The organism is Helicobacter cinaedi CCUG 18818 = ATCC BAA-847 (assembly GCF_000155475.1).
Lineage (GTDB): Bacteria > Campylobacterota > Campylobacteria > Campylobacterales > Helicobacteraceae > Helicobacter_C > Helicobacter_C cinaedi.
Genome location: NZ_DS990392.1, coordinates 318,959 through 338,352 on the forward strand (window position 1 = coordinate 318,959; position 19,394 = coordinate 338,352).

The following is a 19,394-nucleotide window of genomic DNA, read 5'->3' on the forward strand; positions in this document are numbered from 1 at the left end:
ATTATAATGTTGTAACGGGTGAGAGTTATAGCCAACTTGATAATTTTGTATTTAAAAATCCGCACAATCTTTCCGCACCTCTTGCTAAGTATGTTGATTTGTTGGTTGGGATTCTCGCCTGTGTTATGATATTGATATGTTTGAGAAAGCAAAGTCTCTTTAAAAATACGCTTATGTGTCTTTTGATTGCTTTTGGTGCAGTTAGCACTCTTAATGCTGCTCATATCGCTACACAGAAGATGGATTTATCATATCGCAATATACCTATCTCGCAAGAAGCAGATTCTCATTTACGAGATCTTTTACCACCTTTTCATCACGATTTAACCAGTTTTAGTAAAGACAAAGAAAATGTTCTTATATTGCTTTTTGATGCCTTTACAGGCTCACATTTGCAGATTATTTTTGAACAATTCCCAGAATTAAAGCAAGAGTTTCAGGGATTTACTTATTATCCAAATACGCTTTCTCTTGATGGAGATACAATTAGGACGGCACATACTATTTTGACTGGACATAATCTATCAGCATTCGCTAATCGCAATTTGAGTATGCAGACATATACGGATAACATTACAGATTCTTTATTAGCGACATATCAAACTTTTAGAAAGTATGGTTTTAAGGTGGATAGTTTTGCTATGCCCCATATTAACAGCTCCCATACGCAAGAAAATATTGATATTTATGATGGATGGGATAATTATTTTGCAGCGTATTCTAAAATGATGGATTTTGATTCCACATTACAAAACCTTAAAAAACATAATCAGCCTGTTGGTGAAATGGCTTCTATGGGACTTTTTTATTTCGCTCCTTATATTTTTCGCGCTAGGATTTATAAGGATTTTGAGTTTGGCAATTATTCGTGGATTTTTGGCAAGAAACAGCAGATAGGTAGTTTTATTAATGGTGTCAAACACACTTCGGCATTGCCACTTATTGTAAGAAATTTAAATGTGGACTCTACTTCTAAGACTTTCAAGTATATACATACAATGCACACACATTATCCATTTGCACTTAATAAAGATTGTATGCCAGAAATGGATACGCAAAGTCAGCTTCCACAACAATATAGGGCATTTTTTTTAAATATTCACCATTATGACAATGAGGTTTGTGCAATGAAAGAGACAAAAATTTTACTTGATTTTTTAAAAGACAATGGTATTTATGATAACACAATGATAGTGCTTGTAAGTGATCACAGCTATAATGATTTGCCTACGCACAATATGCCAAATCAAGCATCGTTTGGCAACAACCCCAATCCCCTTTTAATGATAAAAAAATTGAAAAGTAATGGTGATTTAAAAACCGATATGCGTTTAATGAGTAATGCTGATGTGTATGGGATTTTATGCGATGAAGTAATGGGTGGGGGAGGGTGTAATGTGTCTAATATTCTCAAAAACTATCCACAAGAGAGACAGATCATTCATACAAGAAATATTCATTGGACTTCCGAGGCACAAAGAGCGGACCACTTGATGTTTGAAAAAATATGGCTCATTAAAGATTCTGTGCTTGATCCTAAAAATTTCACAGACATTACAGAATCTGTCAAAAACGGCACTTTTAAGATTGATGGGATAGAGCATTAAATAGCAAGATAGTAGTAAAAATATAAAGGATAAGCTGTGGACAAAACATATTGGCGTGAATTTTATAGTAGGTACAAAATCGGTGTAGAACCATCACTTTTTGCAAAACTTGTGTATAAAAACTATTTGTTAGAATCCATAAATTGCGATACTAACAAATACGCAGAATCTAACGCTCCATCACTCCTTGAGCTAGGTTGTGGTAATGGGCGAGATAGTCTCTATTTTGCAAATAATGGTATAGATACAACCGCCATAGATCAAGTGCAAGAGGAAGTAGAGTTTTTGAATGGTTATGCAAAAACATTGCAAGATTCTAAACAAAGCCCACAAACTAAAAATATCCCACGCTTTCTATGTGGCGATTTCACACAGCTAGATTCCTTTAGTTTTCAACGACAATTTGATTGTATCTACTCTCGTTTTACCCTGCATTCTGTCAGCAAAGCTCAACAAGATAAAACCTTGGCAGATTGCCTTAAATATTGTAAAGATGGCGGAATCTTGAGCGTTGAAGTGAGAGGCGAGAAAAATAGCCTTTGTGGCAAGGGTAAGGCGGTAGAGAATGAGACAAACGCATTTATTTATGATAATCACTACCGCAGATTCTTAAACTTCACTCAAACATTGCAAGAGATTAAATCTTTGCGTTTTAGCTCAAATAATGCGACACAAGGGGTATTCAATAAAAAAACAGATAACACAAGCAATACCCAAGCAGATACCCGTATAATAACTACGGGGGGGGGGTATAATGCTCTCACTTACCGCTTTAAAATTCTCTATGCAAAAGAAGATAATGGCTTTGCACCATTTAATAGTGAAGATGACTACTTTATCCGCATTATCGCAAGAAAGGAGCATTGCGAGTCTTAAGGCAATTCTCACATTACATCGTAAGCTAACCTCCAAACTAAGCCTTGAATCTAGCCATAGCTTCACGAATAACTCCCTATTTACACTATCCACAAAGCCTAGCAGGATTGCCTTATGATTATTTGGATTATGGGCTTAAATGGTGCTGGGAAAAGCAGCGTAGCACAAGAGCTAAGTAAGATTCTAGACAAAAGAGAGATTGAAAATATTATCCTTGATGGGAATCATCTGCGTGAGATTTTTGAGCAAAATGGCTATGATAGGGCTTCTCGTATCGCCCTTGGTATCCGCTATGCCGAGCTTGCCAAGAGTCTCTCTTCACAATCTAGCAAGGCTGTGATTATCGCAGCAAATGGTATGTTAGAAGAGGTGTGTGCGTATAATCGTCTGCATTTGAGTGAGTATTATGAGATATTCCTTGATGTGCCAAAATCCGTGCTTGAAAAGCGAGATTCTGCGGGGATTTATAGCAAGTTTAAATCTGGGCTCGTGCGGAATGTCGGCGGACTTGACTTAGAAGTGGATATTCCACAAGCACATTTACATATCTCCTATGATAGTGCTTTGACACCTTATGACATAGCCTTGAGAATTGATAGCTTTTTGCGTGAAAGCAAAGCCCAAAACTCTACACAACGCCACACACAAAGCGTAGAAAATAATATTTTAGACACAAAAGCTAAAACACTACAAAATCTCCATTCAAAGCTTCAATACGCTAAGATTCTGCCTTTATGGATTCTAAGCAAAAAGGATTTTTTAGAATCTAGTGCATTCAATCATCTTTTACAAGAGCTAGATTCTACACCTTTTACTTCCTTTATCGTGCGTTCATCAGCAAAGAGTGAAGATGGCTTTTCTCACTCAAATGCCGGGGCCTATGCGAGTTTTCTACATATCAAAAAAGATGAGCTAAAAGAGCATATTTTTGAAGTTTTTGCTTCATATCACAAAGAGATTGATGATAAAAACAAGGCATTTTCAAGTGTAGCAAATGATGAAGTGGTGCTTATTCAGCCTATGGCAGAGGGTATTATCTGCTCTGGTGTGGCTTTTAATAGGCAGCCAAAGTCAAATGCTCCTTATTATGTCATAGAATATTCTTTAGAATCTACCCACGCTATCACAAGTGGAGAGGCTAACACGCAGACTTTTTATATCGCTCATTGCACTAAAAAGATTAACAATGCGCATTTACAAAAGATTGTAAGGCTTTTGCGTGAGCTAGAATCGCTCATTCCGCATACGCCACTTGATGTGGAGTTTGGTATCACAGACAAGGAAATCTATTGCTTTCAAGTCCGCCCCCTGCTTGTAAAAACGCACAAGCAATACCCATCGCATAGCATACAACTCACTTTACTTAAAAACAAGATTCACTCTATCCTAAAGCCCCACCCCTCACTGCAAGGCACAAAAGGCATACTTGGGATTATGCCTGATTGGAATCCTGCTGAGATTATCGGGCTGCACCCACACCCCCTAGCCCTTTCTTTGTATGCTAATCTCATTACAGATTCTGTATATGCGACACAAAGGGCGGAGTATGGCTATAAAGATGTGAGTGCCAATCCGCTGATTTATAATCTACACGGCAAACCTTATGTTGATGTGAGGGCAAGTTTTAATTCATTTTTGCCGCGGCATTTGAGAGATGATATAAGTCAAATGCTTGTTAATTTTTACTTGCATCGATTAAGGGAGAATCCGCATTGGCACGATAAGGTAGAGTTTGAGATTCTCTTTGATAGCTATTATTTTGATACACCAAGAAGGATAGAGATTTTAAGCGAATATGGCTTTGGAGCAAAGCAAATAAATGAGATAACAAAAGAGCTAAAAGCCCTAACAAACAACATTATCGCAAATAAAATCTACACCACGGATATACAAAAGCTAGAGATTTTAAGTCATAAACGAGAGCAGATTCTAAGCTTTGAAAGCTCTCTACTTGAGAAAATCTATTGGCTTTTGCAAGATTGTAGAAACTATGGTACAAAGCCTTTTGTGGGATTGGCACGCATTGGCTTTATGGCAATGGGCTTTTTGAATGCATTAGTGAAAGAACAGATTCTAGACGAATGGCAAAAGCAAAATTTTATTCAATCTTTAGAGTGTATAACCTCTCACTTTGCCACCGATTTGCATCATCTCTCAAAAAATGACTTTTTGCGTAAATATGGGCATTTGCGTCCGGGGACTTATGATATTTTATCGCCACGATATGATGAAGGCTTTGATTTTTATTTTAAGCACAAAACCCCGCTAAACTTACATAAAGAAAGCTTCAATCTAAGCTTAGAGCAGATTAAAGCCATTGATAGCCTTTTAAAAGAGCATAGCATACAAACTGATGTGCTAGGCTTTTTTGACTTTATCGCCACAGGCATTATATACAGAGAGCAGTCTAAGTTTGAATTTAGCAAGAATCTAAGCACGGCTTTAAGCCTTATAGCAAAGCTTGGAGCGGAGTTTGGACTAAGCAGTGAAGATATGAGCTATTGCGATGTGGATATTTTCTTTAAAGCCTATCGCACTTCTAATAATTTGGAGCGTTTGATTTTAGAATCCATTGAATATGGCAAAAGCTCCTATGAGCTGCAACAAGCCATTATCCTGCCTCCACTTATCACAGATGAATCTCAAGCAGAATACTTTAGCATTGCTGAATCTATGCCAAATTTCATCACACAAAAACGCATAAAAGGGCAGGTGCTTCACTTAAAAGATGAGATAAAGGCGGATTTAACTCAAAAAATTGTGTGTATTTCAAGGGCGGATCCGGGTTTTGATTGGATTTTTTCACACGATATTAAGGGGCTTATTACGGAGTTTGGCGGGGCAAATTCACATATGGCAATACGAGCAAATGAGCTTGGGATTCCAGCCGTGATTGGCTGTGGGGAGAAGTTTGCGACATTTGCAGCAGCAGGGGCGGTAGAAATTGATTGTGCGAATTCTAAGGTGGTTGTGCTATGACTGCTTTGATAACCCAAAGAATCTGCCACCACAAGCCCTATAATGAGCTATGGGAATGCTTAGATGTAGCCTTGTATGAGTATTTGCTAAAGTGTGATTGCAGGGGCTTTGGTGTGTCTTTTAGTCAAAAAGATTATATTGCTGAAATATTTAAAGATAAAGAAGTGCTTGTGCTAAGTGGGGGCAATGACATTGGGCAGTATCCCAAGCGAGATGAATTTGAGTTTATGCTACTTGAGTATGCGTTACAACATAATAAAAAGATTCTAGCAATATGCCGTGGTATGCAGATTGTAGCGACATATTTTGGATTAAAACTTCACAAAAGCACACACGCCGTTAAAGAATACCACGCCCTAAGCGGCACACTTACACATAGTGTGCATAGCTATCATAATTTTTGTATCAAGGAAGTGCCAAGTGGATTTGAGAATCTAGCTTATGTTGAGAGTGAGATAGAGGCGATGAAAAGTAGGCAGATTCTAGCGTTAATGTGGCATCCAGAGCGAGAGAGACAAGATTCTACTATACAAGCAGATAGGGCTTTAATCTCTCAATTTTTACAAACTTAAGGGGCAAAAATGTATCCATATATCACAGAAAATAACCTAAACCTACCACAAAGCTACAATTACACCGCCTTTGGTGGCGTGGCATTTTTACAAGAGTATCTTTCTACACGCAGGGCTTTATTTACATTTTTATGCGAACCAGCCCAAAATCAAGGTAAAAATATGGAGCAAAGAGAGCTAGAATCTGTCAATGACTATATTTTAGAATCTTGTAAAAACGAGAAAATACTAAAGCTTGTGATTAAAACTTTTGAGATTAATAAAAGGCTGTATATATCTTATGATAAAGGGGTTTCTAGATTTTCTAACGAAGAGATTTTAAAGCCAGATAAGATGAGTTCATATACGCATATTGATAATTATTTATGCTTTGCTAAAGCCTTATGTGCGTTTTTTGCTCAAACACATAATCTTTTGTATCTTAATACTTTGCTAAAACTTAACGATACGCTTTTATCACTTATTTATAATCCTGCTATGGATTTGGCAGTGTTAGATTCTAGCGGGGGGGGGGGGTATAATGCCTTACCTAGCCAAAAGCGTGAAATGTGAAATAGAAGGTGTGAAAATGATAGCACAAAAAGCAGGGTTTCAACCTTGCGTGGATTTTATAGAATCTGCGAGTGTTGATAGGCAGATTCTAGCACACAATGATTTGCAAATAGAGTTACAAGCAGAGCTGCAACAGCTTAAATCCTTGATAGATTCTATCAAAGACTATGAGTATAAGGACACTCCGCTTGATTTTGGCTCTATAAATGCTCCTGCAAAGTGTGTAGAGCTAGAATCTAGCCTTGCTATGATATATGCCCTAAGCTCTCGTTCAAATATCTACTTTCAAGCGATGTTGCAATGTGGTATCGTCCCAAGCCATATTGTGATTTTAGGCAATGCCCTTGAAGCAGGGCAAGTCATTTTACAGATTCAAGACTTAGGCATTAGCACACATTGCATTGATACACAGGATATTAATGATGAAGCGGTGTTTAGTTGTGTGGAAAGTTTGCCACAAAAATATGTGATTTATTCAGGCTATGGCGGGGGGATTTTAGAATCTAAATATTTTCATATTCCAAAGCATTTTATCCATATCCACGCTGGGAAGCTCCCGCAGTATAAAGGCTCAACGACTTGCTATTACTCACTTTTAGAAGAGGGGGAGATTTGCTCAACTGCTATGTTTTTAAACGATGGGCTTGATTGTGGCGATATGCTAGGCTTTTTTAGCCTTAGCTCAAAGCAATTATGCGAGTTTGCTAACACGGATATTGATACTACCCTTGAGCCTTATATCCGCTCTCAAGCTCTTGTAAAAGTGCTTTTAGAATACAAGCAAAATGGGGCTTTTAGCCTAACTTCGCAAAATCGCAAAGAGGGCGAGACATATTATAGAATCCACCCGACTTTGAAGCACCTTGCGTTGTTTTCTTGTTTTGGTAATTGGGACATATCAGCAAATGGAGGCACACAATGAAAGCTCTTATCTTAGCAGCAGGACGCGGTAGTCGTATGCAGGAATTGACACAAGAGAAGCCCAAATGTTTGGTTGAACTTCACAAAAAGCCGCTTTTGCTCTACCAAATTGAAGCGTTAAAAAACGCTGGGATAGATGATATAGGCATTGTTGTGGGCTATGCTAGGGAATGCTTAGAATCTTATATAAAGCACTTTAATCTACACAGCATTATCAATCCGCAATGGGCAGATTCTAATATGATTTACTCCCTGTATTGTGCAAAAGAGTGGCTAATGGATAGCGATAGGGTGGTGGTGAGTTATAGCGATATTTTTTATAGCGTTGCTGCGATAGATTCTCTGCTTAAAAGCAAAGATGATATAGGAATCTTATATAGCACACAATGGCGTAAGCTGTGGGAATTGCGTTTTGATGAGCCACTGCTTGATGCGGAGAGCTTTAAGCAAAGCGATGGAGTCTTGCGAGAGATTGGCTTAAAAGCACAGAATCTAGATGAGATACAAGGGCAGTATATGGGATTACTATCTTTTAGCCTTCAAGGCTTACGCACCCTTTTTTCTTTAAGTGAAAATCTCCCAAAAACAACGGATAGCACCACGCTTTTAAATACCCTGCTTAAAAATGGGCAGAAGATAGCCTGTATGCATTATAGTGGCATTTGGGGCGAATGTGATAATAAAGATGATTTGAATCTTTATAAATCACTTTTCACTCCAAGTGATTTAGAAACTCTCACTCAAAAACCCACTTTAAAAGGATAAGTATGCGAAAAAATACATTTACCCCCCCCCCCCCCCGTTAGTCAGCCTAATCAAAATGCTTTAATAGTCTATGTCGCTATGGCGGCAGATTTAATCCACCCCGGACACATTAATATCCTAAAAATCGCAAGAGAGTTAGCCGATAGCTTAGAATCTAGTGAGGGCAGAAGGGGCGAAGTCGTGCTAGGACTTTTGACCGATAAGGCAATAGCCTCTTATAAACGACTACCTTATATGAACTATGCCCAACGCTATGAAGTCATTAGCCATTTAAAAGAGATTGATAGAGTTATCCCGCAAGATACATTGAGTTATGAGGGCAATATCCGCTCCTTAAAGCCTCGCTTCGTAATCCACGGCGATGATTGGAAAAGCGGCACACAGAGTAAAACGCGTCAAAATGTCATTGATACCCTGCAGGAGCTAAATTGCGGTGAGCTTATAGAGCCTAGCTACACAGAGGGCATAAGCTCCACACAGCTAAACCTTGATGCAAGGGCGATTGGCATCAGCACAAATGCTAGACTTTCGCTCTTACGCCGACTTGTGAATGCAAAAACTCCACTTAGAATCTGTGAAACCCACTCCGCTATATCCGCCCTTATCGCACAAAATGCTTGTGTAGAATCTAGCGGCAAAAAGCTAGAGTTTGATGGCTTTTGGAGTTCTAGCCTTACAGATAGCACAAGCAGGGGTAAGCCAGATATTGAAGCCGTAGAGCTAACAAGCCGCTTAAACACCATTAATGAAATCTTTGAAGTAACCTCAAAGCCCTTGATTTATGATGCTGACACAGGTGGCAAGATAGAGCATTTTGTCTTTTCTGTGAGAAGTTTGGAGCGAACGGGAGTATCTGCTGTCATCATTGAAGACAAAACGGGCTTAAAGAAAAATTCACTTTTGGGTAATGATGTAGAGCAAACCCAAGAAGACATTGAAGTCTTTTGCGACAAGATTAGAGCAGGGAAAAACGCACGGATTACACAGGATTTTATGATTATCGCGCGTATTGAATCTTTGATACTAGACAAAGGGCAAGAAGATGCACTAAAAAGGGCTTTTGCCTATATTAACGCTGGGGCAGATGGTATAATGATACATTCACGCCAAAAAAGCCCTGATGAAGTGTTAGCTTTTCTCAAAACCTTTAGAGAGAAAGATTCTAAAACGCCTGTGGTAGTCGTGCCTACAAGCTTTAATGAAATCACTGCAAAAGAGCTAGGGGAAGCAGGGGCAAATATTATCATTTATGCAAACCACTTGCTTAGGGCTTCATTTGTAGCGATGCAAAAGGTCTCACAAGGGATTTTAGAGTTTGATAGAAGTAAGGAGATGGAATCTTCTTGTATGAGTGTGAAGGAGATTCTCTCACTTATTCCGGGGACAATTTAGTGTTTTTGTGTTTTAGCAATTCAGCTTGTGGCGATAAATGCGGGAGCTGCGAAAAATCACGGCGGTCATTACCCTTTAAGGTAACCTTGTGATTTTCCTGAGCCCCACATTTACTAAAGAAACTGCGGCTTTGCCTTGTTTTCTCACTCACAATCTTAGAATTGCTAGATTCTAAATTAGTAGATTTTCTAAAATCACTCAAAACAAAACTCTATGTAATATAGAATCTGAGTGGCAGATTCTATAAATTTTGTAGTTTGGATTCTATCTATTGCTTGGTAGATAGAACACAAATTACTTTTAAGGAGCAAATATGCAAAAGGTTGTCATTTTTGGTGCAGGAAACTGCGGTAGACTCATTGGAGCAAATCTTATGCAAGATAAGAATGTAGAGATTATCGCTTTTATTGATAATGATCCGCAAAAGGCAGGGCAGAAAATCTGTTTAGAAAATACCCAAGATTCTACGGGGGGGGGGGTAAGTATATATTCTTCTCCTAAGTTGCTGGAGCTAGACTTTGACAAAGTGATTGTAGGCACTTTCACAGGGCTTTATGAGATTAGCGAGCAGTTAGAATCTATGGGTATCCCAAAGGCAAAAATTGATGTAGGCTATATTGAGCTAAGTGTCAAGGCACGCATTGTATTTTTGCAGGATTTTGCAAAAATATCGCAACATTTAGAGGGCAGTGTAGCGGAGCTTGGTGTGTATAGAGGGGATTTTGCAAGGTATATAAATGAAAGTTTTAGGGATAAAACTTTGTATTTGTTTGACACATTTGAGGGCTTCACTCACAGCGATGTAAGTAAAGATTCTACTATGGCTCATTCACTTGGAGCAAAGCATTTTGCCAATACAAGCGTGGAGCTGGTGCTAAGTAAAATGCCCTATAAAGAGCGATGTGTAATCAAAAAGGGTTGGTTTCCACAAAGTGCTGTGGGACTAGAGAATGAAAGATTTTGCTTTGTGAATCTTGATTGTGATTTGTATGAGCCAATTTTAGCGGGGCTTAGATATTTTTATCCCAAAATGGTAAAGGGCGGTGTGATACTCTGCCACGAATATTTTTCGCAAGGCTATGTTGGCGTGAGGGAGGCGGTTATGGAATTTATCGCAGAATCTAGCGATGAGATTTACACACTTCCCATAGGCGATAATTTAAGTATTGCCTTAATTAAAACTTAGAGAAAGGAAAACTATGTTAGACACGCAGGAATTTGGTGATTATTTGCAGAGTGTGGGATTAAGGGATTTTGTCGGTGTGCCTTGCTCATATCTCGCACCGCTTATTAATTATGCGATTAATAGCAAGCGTTTCATTATGAGTAATAATGAGGGTGATGCGGTGGCGATTGCAAGTGGGATAAGTTTGTGCCGACTAATTCATAACAATTCGTCTTTGGGTAGTCATTTGCAAGATTGTGCGTCTTTGGAGGCAGTCATTACTCATAAGGTAACTCCTGCCCCCAAATTCACACAAAACTTACAAAGCAATACCGCACTCGTGCGTAGCACTAGTCCATACTTGCAAAATACTAGAATTGTGGATTCTACCCCTTGTCATTTTGAGCGTAGCGAAAAATCTACAAGCCTAGAATCTCAAGTTAATTCCAACAATAAAGACTCTCAGGCGGAAGTATCTTTGAGTGATTTTAGTGGTTTTCAAGCGAAAGGCGAAGGGAGTTTGCTAAACGCAAATGACCGAGCCTTGAGTGCAGAATCTGCTAAAAGCACCAAAGAGATAACGCCCCATAACTACGGCGTGGTGCTAATGCAAAATAGCGGCTTAAGCAACGCCCTAAGCCCCCTAACAAGCCTTAACTATACTTTTAAGATTCCAATTCTAGGCTTTGTGTCCTTGCGTGGTGAAAGGGATTCTAGCGGTAAAAACACAGATGAGCCACAGCACGAGTTATTAGGCGTTATCACGGATACATTGCTAGAGACTTGCGAGATTAAATATGCCTTTTTAGATTCAGATATGGATAGGGCTAAAATGCAGGTGCAAGAGGCTTTAGAGTGGTTAGAAAAAGGGGAGAGTTTTTTCTTTATTGTGAGAGATAAAACTTTTTCTAAAGTCTCTCTTGTGAGTGGGCATTCAGTATTGAGCGATAAATCGCGGATTGCTGCTGCGGCACTTACACCGAGTAAGCTTCTTGCTTCTGCTTCGCAAAGCCACGATTTACTAAAGAAACCTACTGCGGCTTCGCTTTGCACCGCTTCGCTGGTTTTCTCATCTCAATCCTTAGAATGCCAAGATTCTAGCAATATGGAATCTCAAGCCCATTCCACCCCTTGTCATACTGAAGCATTAGCTGAAGTATCTAGCACAGAATCTAAAAGAGATATTTCGCCTTTTTCAAAGGCTCGCACGAGCAAAGCTCTTGCCCACACTTGCAAATATGACAAGATTCTAGAATCTCAAGCCGATTCTAACAACACAGAATCTAAACCAGATTTTAAACCCACCCAACCTGCAAACAAAATGCCTACACGGCTAGAAGCCTTGGAAGTTCTGCATACTCTAGCAAAAGATTCTAAAGCTTTGCTGTTTGCTACCACAGGTAAATGTGGCAGGGAACTATATGAAATAGAGGATAGTCCAAATCAGCTTTATATGGTTGGCTCTATGGGCTGTGTGAGTTCTCTCTCACTTGGCATTGCGTTAAAAAGCAGACAAAAAGTCATTGCCATAGATGGTGATTCTGCCCTGCTTATGCGGCTTGGTGCATTAAGCACAAATGCGTATTACACAAGGGATAGGGATAATTTTTGCCATATTTTACTAGATAATGAAAGCCACGATAGCACAGGTGGGCAGTTTAATCTCTCACCTTTTGTGGATTTTAGTAGTATTGCTAAGTCGTGTGGGTATGTGAATGTGTGTATAGCAGAGAGTTTAGAAGAGTTTGAGTTGTATGTTCGGTTGTTTTTAGATGCGAGGCATTCAGCTTGTGGCAATTCGTCTTTGGGTAGTCATTTGCAAGATTGTGTGGATTTTGAGGCAGTCATTACTCATAAGGTAACTCCTGCCCCCAAATTCACACAAAACTTACAAAGCAATACCGCACTCGTGCGTAGCACTAGGAAGGCGTTGTCGGGGTGGGGGATTTTTAAGGGGGAGGGAGCGACTTCGCAATTTAAGCCCTTCCTCCTTAAAGAAAAAAATAAAAAATCTAAAAATCAAAACATTTCAAACAAAGATACTTCGCTTACGGCTCAGTATGACAAAGTTATAGAATCTAAAACAAATCCTAGCAATTTAGATTCTAAAAAAGGGGCGTGGTTTATCTACCTTAAAATCCAAAAAGGCTCTAAAGACAACCTAGGGCGACCAAAGGTTACACCGCAAGAAGTGGCTCAAAGACTAAGCGAGTATATGCGGGGGAATAGTGATGAGTTTTAGTTATTATAATCCTGTGCAAATCCACTTTGATGTGGATATTTTAGAATCTTTACAGAATCTAGCGGAAAATGAGTTGGCTTCAAAGAGAATATTGCTAGTAACTTCTAAAAGCTTTAATAGGCAAGAAGAGCATTCAGTATTGAGCGATAAATCGGCGAATCTGCGTTCGCCAACCGCGGCACTTACCTCTAGTAAGCTTCTTGTTGGCTCACTTGATAATGCCAATTTACTAAAGAAACCCGCTGCAGCTTCGCCTTGCACCGCTTCGCTGGTTTTCTCATCTCAATCCTTAGAATGCCAAATAGAATCTAATCATTCAAATCTTAGCCAAGATTCTAGAATTGTGGATTCTCTCCCTTGTCATACTAAGCGTGAGCTACCATCTCAAACACCAAATTCTAATCCCATAGAATCTAAAAGAGCAAACTTAGCCCAAAATATCGCAAAGATTTTTAGCAACATTATCATCTATGATTCTGTAAATCCAAATCCAGAGTTAGAATCCTTGCAAAGTATAAAGGCGGAGTTAAAGGGGCGTTATGATGTGGTTATTGCTCTTGGTGGTGGGAGTGTGCTAGATAGTGCGAAGTTTTTTGCCCTGCAAAATGAGATTATAGCAAAGAATGGGGGTTTGGAGATTGTGGGCGAGGCAAAGGCGATGCCACTTTTTGCCTGTCCTAGCACGGCTGGAACGGGCAGTGAGCTGACACAATGGGCGACTATTTGGGATAAAGGGGCAAATGTCAAATATTCTTTATCGCATAAATGCTTATATCCACAAATAGCATTTTATGACATCTCTCTTTTGCTATCCTTGCCTTTAAGTCTTAGTATTCACACCACGCTTGATAGCCTATCTCACGCAGTAGAATCCATTTGGAATAAAAATGCAAATCCCATTTCTACGCAATATGCAAAGGCGGCTATTGAGCTGATTTTAGAGAATCTGCCACCATTATATGAAATGCTAACCTCTTTAGATTCTAAACAGATTTTAGATTCTACAACAATTGCTTGTCATACTGAGCCTTTAGGCGAAGTATCTAACAATATAGAATCTAAAAAAGATTTTTCGCCTACGGCTCAAAATGACAGGACTACAAAAAACACAAACAGCACCGCCACCACTGCGGAAGGATTTTTAGATAATTTCAAGGGTTGTGAAGCTTTTTGTGCGGAGACTAGCCATAAGGGCTGTCGCACAAGCAAAAAGCAAATCTCCCTGAAAAACACTAAAGAGACAACGCAGATTAGAAGAAATCTAGCCCTTGCTTGTATGCACGCTGCCCTTAGCTTTTCAAACACACAAACCGCCCTAGCTCACGCCATAAGCTATCCTATCACAATGCGTTTTGGTGTGCCACACGGCTTGGCGTGTAGCTTTACTCTGCCGATTTTGCTAGATTGTATAAGTGATGAAAACGCAGATTCTATCCTACGCCCCTATAAACAAGGCATTAAAAATCTTTTTAAAACACTTCATATCTCAAGCAATCCGCGTGATTATGGGTTAGATTCTACAATGATAGAAGATATTTTTAGCTCACTGAATGCTAGGGCAAAAAATGGACTACTTGATGTGGCAAAAGCAAAGAAAAGAATGCTTGATTTGCTCTAAAATCTTTCACAAAAAGCATTTAATGAAACTATGCTAAAATCCTTGCCTTATTTTTATTTTAGAAAGGATTGTGGATAGGGTAATGCGTGAAAATACAAGCTCAAAAGAGACAATGCGTGATTTAGGGGAGTTTGATATAGCCATCATCGGCTTAGGTGTGGCAGGTAGCAATCTCGCCTCACTTTTACAATCTCATCTCAAAGTCATCGCCATTGATAAAAAAGATTCTAGTGGAGATTGCTTTGATGAGAGTTTTCATAAGCCTTGTGGTGGGCTACTATCTGAGGGCGGACAGAAAGCATTTGCCACACAAGGGCTAAATCTCCCCACACGCCTACTTGTAGAGCCTCAAATTTTTGCCATAAACACCATTGACTATGGCTACCCTCACGCTTCTTACATTCAAAAAGGCTACATCAATATGGAGCGACACGCCTTTGACTTATGGCAAAAATCACGCATTCCTAGTCATATTTCTACCTTTCATAAGGCGTATTTTAAAAGTCTCAAGCAAGGTGAAAATGGAATCTACACGCTCCATTTTAAACGCCAAGATTCTAAGAATGCTAAAATATCGCAGGACTTTACTTGTAAGGCTAAGATTATCATCGGTGCTGATGGGGCAAAGAGCCATTTACGGCGGTATCTCTACCCACAGCTTAAGACAAAGTCGCTTGTGTGTATCCAAGAATGGTATAAGGAACATAACGCTCCTATGCTTTCTTGTGTTTTTGATAAAGAACTTACGCCAAGTTATAGCTGGAGTATGTCAAAAAATGGCTATTTTATCTTTGGTGGGGCGTATCCACACGCAAACTGCCAAGAACGCTTTGCCACACAGATAGAGCGACTTCGCACTTTGGGCTTTATCTTTGGGAAGCCTTTAAAAAAAGAGGCGTGTTTGGTGTTGCAACCTACAAGGCTAAAGGACTTTGTCTTAGGACATAGTGGCGTATTTTTAATCGGCGAGGCGGCTGGGTTTATTAACGCAAGCACGCTGGAGGGCATAAGCGGGGCGATGAATAGCTCTAGGATTCTAGCTCATATTTTAAATGCCTGTGATATGAATGTCTCACGCACATCTACTTTACATAGAGCGTATAGAGCCAAGGCTAGAATGCTTATTGTGAAAACTTTATTTCGGCATTATGTGCGGTATCCTTTTATGTTTGTGCCTTGCATTCGGCGGTTGATTTTGCGATTTGGGCTATTGCGTTTAAGAAAAGGGCTAGAAAATGGCAAGATTATCTAGTTTGGAAACACATTTAGAATCTAGGCGAGATTCTAAACCGAGATTCTAAATAATGCCAGAATCTCACTTCAATCCTAAAGATTTTACCCCACAACTGCCTGAAAGCGTGGAGTTTATCCTTTCTCAATTACAAATGAGCGGATATAAGGCGTATATTGTTGGTGGGTGTGTGCGTGATATGATTTTACATACTTTAGAATGTAGCGATAATGCGGGGCTTAAAAGTGATTTAGCTTATCAAAATTTGCCAAGTGATTATGACATTGCCACTTCTGCCCTGCCAAGTGAAGTGATAAGGCTTTTCCCCCGCACAATCCCCACAGGCTTAAAGCACGGCACGATAAGTGTGATTTATGATAATAAGATTTATGAGATAAGCACCTTTCGCATAGAGGGGGCTTATAGCAACAAAAGAGCACCTGATAGCGTGAGATTTACCACTGAATTAGAGCAGGATTTACAAAGGCGGGATTTTACGATGAATGCCCTTGCGTATTCGCCACATACGGGGCTAATTGATAAGGTAGGTGGGCTAAGGGATATTATCAATCGTAAGATTGTGTGTGTGGGGGAGGCACATTTGCGTTTTAATGAAGATGCTTTAAGAATCTTGCGTGTCTTGCGTTTTGCTGCGACTTTGGACTTTGAGATAGAATCTCACACGGATTCTGCATTGCGAGAATGTGCTAAGAATTTATGCTATATCTCAAAAGAACGCATAAAAGATGAGCTTACAAAGCTTTTATGTGGCAGGGCAGCGGAAAAAATTATGCGTAAGTATAGTGATGTGCTGAATGTGGCATTTGGCGGAATGATAAGCTTTGAAGGGCTGGAAGTAAGATTGCCGCAAAATATAGAATCTAAAGCATTTGTTTGGGCTTTATTTTTAGCTCAAGTGTGCGATTGGGGCAAAACAAGCAAAAGAGATAAGGCGGATAAGATTTTAGAATCTCTCAAATTTGATAATAAAACAAGGCGGTATGTGAGTGAGATTCTAAAAGCGTGTGAGATACCCCTTGAGACAAATAGGCAGGAGATAGCAGGGCGGATTATCGCCCTTGGCGGTAGGGAGACTAGGGAGTTTGGGCATTTGGAGCGGGGCTGTGCAAGTGAGAAAATGAGTGGGGATAAGGAGCTGTCTATCAGCGGAGAGCGGATTTTGCGTGATATGATAAGGCTAAAAATGGCGGTGGTGGCTCAAGATTTAACGCAAGATTCAGCTCAAAAGGGGCTTAAAGAGTTTCAAAAAAATATGGAGCAGGTGCTAGTTTCAAACCTGCCTTTAAGTCTAAAAGAGCTATGTATAAATGGCGATGATATAAAGGCTTTGGGCTTTGTGGGTAAGGATATAGGTAGAATCTTGCAGATATTGTTAGAAGAGATTGTAAGTGAAAAATTAAAGCATTCTAGGGAAGCTTTGCTGATAAGGGCAGTGGAGCTAAGGGGCTAGAGCTTATAGTGAAAGCTTTGCTTATCAATAACAAAAAAAGTTCCTTATAGTGATCTTTGGGTGCAAAGTTTTACTTGTGTGATGAGATAGAACCAAAGAGTTTTTATATAGGTTCTATGGCTATATTAACTTTTATAATCTTTACAATCTCGCATACATCATAATTGTGATTTTTACTTAGCATTCCAAAGATTTTAAAAATCTCTAGTAAAAAGTTTTTATCCTTAGAATCTAAGATAAGCAAACCGCATTCTTTAGATTCTGTCACTCTGCCTAAAAGCACGGGGTTACAATGTAGCTCTGTGATAGGAAAGCAAACATAAAGCATAGGCTGCACACCAACCGCCCTTTGTTTTTCTTTAATGATGATTTCTACTAGCACATCAAAATGATTAAATTTATGCACCAAAAGCGGATATTTGACTTGAGATTCATAAAACTCCACACCTAAAATCTTTTTACTTATAGGGTGGCTTCGTAAAATCTGTAAATCACTCCTAGAATCCAAAAATTCATCATCGTTAATATTTTGCAAAAATGCTAATAAATTTGTTATTTCACTCTCTGTAATAATCCCCCATTGCGTGAAATAGTACAGATATTCACTAAGCCCATACAGGGCTTTTGTCTTACCATTTGCCCCGATAAACTCACTTTGCCCTAAAGTGCTTAAAGCCAACTTTTCTTTATCATTTTTATCTACATCATAGCCGATTTGCCACTCAATGTAATGCTTTTGTGAAAATGGAATCTGTCTTGTTGCAGTGGGCAGTCCATATTCATAAAAGCTATTGCGTGTTTTTACTCTTGTTTTGCCACTTTGTGTGGTAAGCGGAATTTCTACAAAGATTTGTTTATTTTCACATTGTTGTATTTTCATAATGCACTCCTAGTAAATCTCTAAAATACTGCGAAATTTCAGGGCTTAGAATCTTGCTTTCACTTGCTTGTATAAAGTGGGATTCTAGGGCTTTAAATTGTTGAAAGTTAATCATTACTTCACAGTTTCCAAAATAATAAGGGATATGTGGCAAAAATAATTTAAACACATCAACATAGCAATAAAGGCTATATTTTTCTTGTGTTACAAAAATCGTATTGCTATTTTCTTTGTTTATAAAAGTCTTAGAACGACGCAGGGCATTTATATCACGCATTGTGTAAAACATCGCTTTGATTTTAGAGCTTACTACACGCTTTTTATTAGGATATTTATCAATGTAGTTGCCAATATAATCAAACCCCTTTAGGCTAAATTCTTTTTTATTTATTGTCTTAAATTTAAAATTACAAATATATTCATAATCCATTCCCTTATTATCCCTTTTATACAGAGCGATAATAATAGGAAAATACCCCTTAGAATCTTTGCAAAAAATTTGAGAGCTAATAATTGTAGAATCTATGAGTTTGTAAGCTTTTACAAAATCTTTTAATGCGCTAAAATTAGCCATTTTTATCAAATAAGAAAGTGGGTGCAAAACACAGATAAAATCCGCTTTTAGTCTCTCATAAGATAGTAAAAAGCTTATGCCTATATCTCTATGTTGCAAAGCAGAATCTATTTGTATGGATTCTTTATTTTTAAGATGATTTTGCACGATGGAAGTTCTATCATTATAAGGCGGATTGCCTATGATAATGAGCCTATCAGTTTGTGCGATAGAAAAATGCTCCCTAGTAACATTATGTAATGCGTTTTTATGAAGCAAAATCACCTTAGAATCCAGTGTGCGTTTTGCGATATGTAAAGCCGTTTTATCAATATCAGTTCCTATGATTTTACTAAAGCTATCTTTAGTAAATCCGCTTTTTATAATGGCTTGTGATTGCAAGAAATTCCCACTTCCGCACGAGCTATCAAGCAGCACATGATCTTTAGAATCTACATATTTTTTAAGCATTATATAGACTGCATTGACCAAAAAATCAGCAGTATAAAAACTGCCAAGATTGATTTTTTCTTGTGTGCTTAAATGCGTTGGTTTTGTCATTGAATTATC

At 38.8% G+C, this 19,394-nt stretch carries 15 protein-coding genes; 13 read left to right on the plus strand and 2 right to left on the minus strand.

The window, feature by feature from the left end:
• The 13 genes from HCCG_RS05965 to HCCG_RS06030 form a co-directional block, all read left to right on the plus strand.
• A partial coding sequence (locus HCCG_RS05965) for a sulfatase-like hydrolase/transferase (RefSeq protein WP_034548195.1) occupies positions 1-1,607 on the plus strand: 1,607 nt, incomplete at its 5' end.
• 36 nt (positions 1,608-1,643) lie between these two features.
• Complete coding sequence (locus HCCG_RS05970; protein WP_002956553.1) at positions 1,644-2,483, plus strand: class I SAM-dependent methyltransferase; 840 nt, start codon at positions 1,644-1,646, stop codon at positions 2,481-2,483.
• 114 nt (positions 2,484-2,597) lie between these two features.
• Positions 2,598-5,462 carry an adenylyl-sulfate kinase gene (locus HCCG_RS05975; RefSeq protein WP_015453439.1) on the plus strand — a complete coding sequence of 955 codons (2,865 nt, stop codon included), beginning with the start codon at positions 2,598-2,600 and terminating at the stop codon, positions 5,460-5,462.
• A complete protein-coding gene (locus tag HCCG_RS05980; protein ID WP_002956555.1) occupies positions 5,459-6,034 on the plus strand; it encodes a gamma-glutamyl-gamma-aminobutyrate hydrolase family protein in 576 nt (191 codons plus the stop codon). Before HCCG_RS05975 ends, HCCG_RS05980 begins: the two co-directional genes overlap by 4 nt.
• A 9-nt stretch (positions 6,035-6,043) precedes the next feature.
• Complete coding sequence (locus tag HCCG_RS05985) at positions 6,044-6,586, plus strand: hypothetical protein (RefSeq protein WP_002956556.1); 543 nt, start codon at positions 6,044-6,046, stop codon at positions 6,584-6,586.
• A 16-nt stretch (positions 6,587-6,602) separates the two neighbouring features.
• Positions 6,603-7,508, plus strand: coding sequence for a hypothetical protein (locus tag HCCG_RS05990; RefSeq protein WP_041321695.1), 906 nt, complete (start codon positions 6,603-6,605; stop codon positions 7,506-7,508).
• Complete coding sequence (locus HCCG_RS05995; RefSeq protein ID WP_002956558.1) at positions 7,505-8,272, plus strand: phosphocholine cytidylyltransferase family protein; 768 nt, start codon at positions 7,505-7,507, stop codon at positions 8,270-8,272. The genes HCCG_RS05990 and HCCG_RS05995 overlap by 4 nt, the downstream gene beginning before the upstream one ends.
• A 63-nt stretch (positions 8,273-8,335) precedes the next feature.
• Positions 8,336-9,664 carry a phosphoenolpyruvate mutase gene (aepX, locus tag HCCG_RS06000; RefSeq protein WP_268257957.1) on the plus strand — a complete coding sequence of 443 codons (1,329 nt, stop codon included), beginning with the start codon at positions 8,336-8,338 and terminating at the stop codon, positions 9,662-9,664.
• A gap of 313 nt (positions 9,665-9,977) precedes the next feature.
• Positions 9,978-10,850, plus strand: a complete 873-nt coding sequence (locus HCCG_RS06010) for a TylF/MycF/NovP-related O-methyltransferase (RefSeq protein WP_002956561.1) — start codon at positions 9,978-9,980, stop codon at positions 10,848-10,850.
• A gap of 13 nt (positions 10,851-10,863) precedes the next feature.
• Complete coding sequence (locus HCCG_RS06015; protein WP_002956562.1) at positions 10,864-13,071, plus strand: thiamine pyrophosphate-dependent enzyme; 2,208 nt, start codon at positions 10,864-10,866, stop codon at positions 13,069-13,071.
• A complete protein-coding gene (locus HCCG_RS06020) occupies positions 13,061-14,689 on the plus strand; it encodes a phosphonoacetaldehyde reductase (RefSeq protein WP_015453443.1) in 1,629 nt (542 codons plus the stop codon). The genes HCCG_RS06015 and HCCG_RS06020 overlap by 11 nt, the downstream gene beginning before the upstream one ends.
• 82 nt (positions 14,690-14,771) lie before the next feature.
• Complete coding sequence (locus HCCG_RS06025; RefSeq protein ID WP_050754586.1) at positions 14,772-15,941, plus strand: FAD-binding protein; 1,170 nt, start codon at positions 14,772-14,774, stop codon at positions 15,939-15,941.
• A gap of 52 nt (positions 15,942-15,993) precedes the next feature.
• Positions 15,994-17,391, plus strand: coding sequence for a CCA tRNA nucleotidyltransferase (locus tag HCCG_RS06030; RefSeq protein ID WP_002956565.1), 1,398 nt, complete (start codon positions 15,994-15,996; stop codon positions 17,389-17,391).
• 103 nt (positions 17,392-17,494) lie between these two features.
• Here the strand turns inward: HCCG_RS06030 and HCCG_RS06035 are convergent, their stop codons facing one another.
• Positions 17,495-18,271 (minus strand): R.Pab1 family restriction endonuclease, encoded by a 777-nt coding sequence (locus tag HCCG_RS06035; protein WP_002956566.1) that lies wholly within the window; start codon positions 18,269-18,271, stop codon positions 17,495-17,497.
• Positions 18,252-19,385 carry a DNA methyltransferase family protein gene (locus HCCG_RS06040; protein WP_002956567.1) on the minus strand — a complete coding sequence of 378 codons (1,134 nt, stop codon included), beginning with the start codon at positions 19,383-19,385 and terminating at the stop codon, positions 18,252-18,254. The genes HCCG_RS06035 and HCCG_RS06040 overlap by 20 nt, the downstream gene beginning before the upstream one ends.
• Between the last annotated feature and the right edge of the window lie 9 nt (positions 19,386-19,394).